The sequence below is a fragment of the Clostridia bacterium genome, assembly GCA_019683875.1.
Classification (GTDB): domain Bacteria; phylum Bacillota; class Sulfobacillia; order RBS10-35; family Bu92; genus Bu92.
This window is the reverse complement of sequence record JADGHN010000147.1, coordinates 1-3,576: the sequence shown is the minus strand read 5'-3', so window position 1 is coordinate 3,576 and position 3,576 is coordinate 1. Positions and strand designations below refer to the sequence as shown.

General features: G+C 69.6%; 4 protein-coding genes. All 4 read left to right on the top strand.

Features of this window, described 5'->3' with window-relative positions; all coding sequences use genetic code 11:
• Positions 1-939, top strand: a 939-nt coding sequence (locus tag IRZ18_09055; protein MBX5477252.1) for a CoA transferase, incomplete at its 5' end; no start/stop codon positions are given.
• Position 940: 1 nt separating this feature from the next.
• The gene (locus tag IRZ18_09050; protein ID MBX5477251.1) at positions 941-1,822 is read left to right on the top strand and encodes a hydroxymethylglutaryl-CoA lyase; all 882 of its coding nucleotides are present in this window, start codon (positions 941-943) and stop codon (positions 1,820-1,822) included.
• 83 nt (positions 1,823-1,905) lie between these two features.
• A complete protein-coding gene (locus IRZ18_09045; GenBank protein MBX5477250.1) occupies positions 1,906-2,985 on the top strand; it encodes an ABC transporter substrate-binding protein in 1,080 nt (359 codons plus the stop codon).
• Between the two features lie 121 nt (positions 2,986-3,106).
• Positions 3,107-3,576 (top strand): aconitate hydratase (locus tag IRZ18_09040; protein ID MBX5477249.1); only part of this gene is annotated, 470 nt, incomplete at its 3' end.

Sequence of the window (3,576 nt, the reverse complement as noted above, 5' to 3'; positions counted from 1 at the left end):
GACGTCGTCGTCGAGAACTTCCGCCCCGGTCGCCTGGAGGAGTGGGGCCTCGGCTACGAGGACCTGAAGGCGATCAACCCGGACGTGATCATGGTCCGCATCTCCGGCTTCGGCCAGACGGGCCCCTACAGGGCGGACGCCGGCTTCGGCAACATCGCCGAGTCGATGGGCGGCCTGCGCTACATCACCGGATACCCCGACCGGCCGCCGGTCCGAGTCGGCGTCAGCCTGGGCGACGCGGTCGCTTCGCTCTACGCCGTGATCGGCGCCCTGGCCGGGCTGCTGCGCCGGGACCGTGAGCGGTCGCGCGGCCGCGAGGCTTCGGAGATGGTGGACGTCGCCCTGTACGAAGCCGTGTTCAGCCTGACGGAGGCGATCCTCCCGGAGTACGCCGTCCACGGCCGGGTGCGGGAACGGTCCGGCAACGACCTGTTCTCCGCCTCCCCCAGCGGCGTGTACGAGACGAAGGACGGCCGCTGGATGGCCATCGGCGCGAACGCGGACTCGATCTTCAAGCGGTTTGCCGCCGTGATGGGGCGGCCTGACCTGGCCCAGGACCCGCGCTTCATCGACAACCCCGCCCGGGTGAAGAACCACGCCGAGCTGGACCGCATCATCCGCGAATGGGTCGCCACGCAGGAAAGCGGCGCGCTCTGGCAGGCCCTGCGCGAGGCCGGCGTCCCGGCCGGCCCCGTGTACTCCATCGCGGACATCGCTCGCGATCCCCAGTACCACGCGCGCGACATGCTGGTCAACCCGAAGGACCCGCGTGAGCCCGACCTCCTCATGCCGGGCCTCGTGCCCAAGTTCCGGGAGGCTCCCGGATCTGTCCGCTGGGCCGGTCCGGAGTTGGGTCAGCACAACGAAGAGATCTACATGGGCTTGCTCGGCCTCACCCCTGAGGAACTGGCCGAATTGAAGCGAGAGGGGGTGATCTGAGATGGACTTACCGGGCACGGCCGAGGTGGTCGAGGTCGCCCCACGTGACGGTCTTCAGGACGAGCCGCCGCTGTCCACCGAGGACAAGGCGGAGCTGCTGCGCCGGCTGTTGGCGGCGGGCCTGCGCCGGATCGAGTTCACGTCCTTTGTCCACCCCGCGTGGATCCCGTCCCTGGCGGACGCGGATGAGCTGTCACGGCTTCGGCCGGTGGCGCCGGACGTTGTCTGGAGCGCGCTGATCCCGAACATGCGGGGCCTGGAGCGCGCGCAGGCGGCCGGCGTGGACGAGGTCGTCATCGTCGTGTCGGCGTCCGACGCGCACAACCGGGCCAACCTGAACCGCTCGACCGACGAATCCCTGCAGGGCGTCCGGCCGCTGGTGGAGGCGGCGCACCGCGCGGGGATTCGGGTGCGTGGCGCCGTGGCCACTGCCTTCGGTTGCCCCTTCCTCGGCCGCGTGCCGCCGGACGACGTCATGAAGGTCGTCGACGCATACGCAGACGCCGGCGCGGACGAGATCGTGCTGGCGGACACGATCGGCGTGGCTCATCCCCGGCAGGTTTCCGAACTTGTGGCCACCGTACGGCGCCAACTCCCCCACTCCATTCCTCTCGCCCTGCACCTCCACGACCGCCGGGGTTTCGCCCTTGCCAACATCCTTGCCGGCCTGGAGGCGGGCGTCCGCATCTTCGACGCCGCCGTCACGGGCATCGGGGGCTGCCCGTACGCGCCGGGTGCGCCGGGCAACGTGTCGACGGAATCCGTCGTCGCGTTCCTGGAGGCCATGGGCGTACGGACGGGCGTCCGGCCCGACGCCCTCGCCAGGGCCGGAAGCTTCCTCAGCGCGCGGCTGGGTGAGGCGCGCGCACGCGTCGCGGGCTGAGCGTGCATCGCAGGTCGACAAACATCAGCGTGCTGACGCGCACGCGAAAGGAGAGGGAACACGTGAAGCCGCGGAAGGGCCTCATGGGATGGCTTGTCGGCTTTCTGGCCGTGGCGCTGCTCCTCACCGCCTGCGGGGCGGGCGGGCCGGCCGGCAGCGAGACGGGGCAAGGCGCGACGACGAGCGAGCCGGGCTCCGAGACGTCCGGCGCGTTGCCCCACGTGACGATCGCCGTCGGCGGCGCCTCCTGCCTCTGCTACATGCCGGTCGTCCTCGCGAACCAGCTCGGCTTCTACAAGGAGGCCGGCGTGGACGCCGAGCTTGTCGACTTCCAGGGCGGGTCCAAGGCCCTGGCCGCCGTGCTCGGCGGGAGCGCGGACGTGGTCTCGGGCTACTACGACCACACGGTCGAGCTTGCCGCCAAGGGTAAGGCGATGCAGGCGTTCGTCGTGTTCGACCAGTTCCCGGGCCTCGTCCTCGCCGTCGCGCCCAAGAACACCGACAAGATCAAGAGCGTGGCGGACCTGAAGGGCAAGACCGTCGGCGTCACGGCGCCGGGTTCCTCCACCGACTTCTTCCTGAAGTACGTGATCAAGCAGAACGGGGGCGACCCGGCGGAAACTTCCGTCGTGGGCATCGGCGCGGGTTCCACGGCCGTCGCCGCGATGGAGCAAGGCCAGGTCGACGCCGCCGTCCTGATCGATCCCGACCCCACGCTGCTGAAGAGCAAGTACCCGGACCTGCGGATCCTCGTCGACACGCGGACGAAGGAGGACACGGAGCGCGTCCTCGGCGGCGACTACCCGGCGGGCTCGCTCTACACGACGGCGCAATGGGTGCAGGCGCACCGCGATGTCGCGCAGAAACTTGCTCTGGCCATCGTCAAGACGCTGCAGTGGATCCACACGCACACGCCTGAAGAGATCATGCAGAAGATGCCCACGGAGTACACGCAGGGCAACCCCGACCTGTACCTGGCCGCGCTCAAGAACATGCTCCCCATGTACTCCAGCACCGGCCTCATGGATCCGAAGGGCGCGGAAGCCGTATTGAACGTCTTCGCCGCGTCGGATGAGGAAGTGCGCAACGCGAACATCGACGTGACGAAGACCTACGACAACTCGTTCGCGCAGAAGGCCGACGAGCAACTCGGCATCAAGTAGCCAGGGGAGGACGGCCGGCGCCGGAGATGGTCGCGCCCGCGCGGCCGCCGGCACCGGGCCGGGTCCCTCCTCGGGACGCGGTGCAGCGTCACCCGTCGCTCTTCGGAAGGGAGGAGCCTGCATGAAGGGGACGATGACGGAGCAGATCCTGTCGGCCCATCTCGTGGACGGCGATTTGCAGCCGGGAGGGCAGATCCTCGTCCGCGTCGACCAGGTGCTCCTGCAGGACGTGTTCGCGCCGCAGATCATGGCCCAGTTCGAGTCGATGGGGCTCGCCCGCGTGCGCGTCCCGCTGGCCGCAGCCTACTGCGACCACGAGGTGTACCAGTTCTCCCACGAAAACACGGACGATCACCGCTACCTGCGGGACGTCTGCCGGAAGTACGGCCTTTACTGGTCGGCCCCCGGCTACGGGATCTGCCACCAGGTTCACGCGGAACGGTTCGGAGCGCCTGGCACGCTGCTCGTCGACTCCGACAGCCACACCACGCAGGGCGGCGGGCTGGGCGCCTTCGCCACCGGCATGGGCGGCCAGGACGTGCTGCAGGCGCTGGTCTCGGGCGGGGTGCGGCTGCGCGTGCCGGAGGTGGT

Coding starts and splice junctions, on each gene's coding strand:
- IRZ18_09050 (MBX5477251.1), top strand. CDS start 941: ATGGACTTACCGGGCACGGCCGAGGTGGTCGAGGTCGCCCCACGTGAC.
- IRZ18_09045 (MBX5477250.1), top strand. CDS start 1,906: ATGGGATGGCTTGTCGGCTTTCTGGCCGTGGCGCTGCTCCTCACCGCC.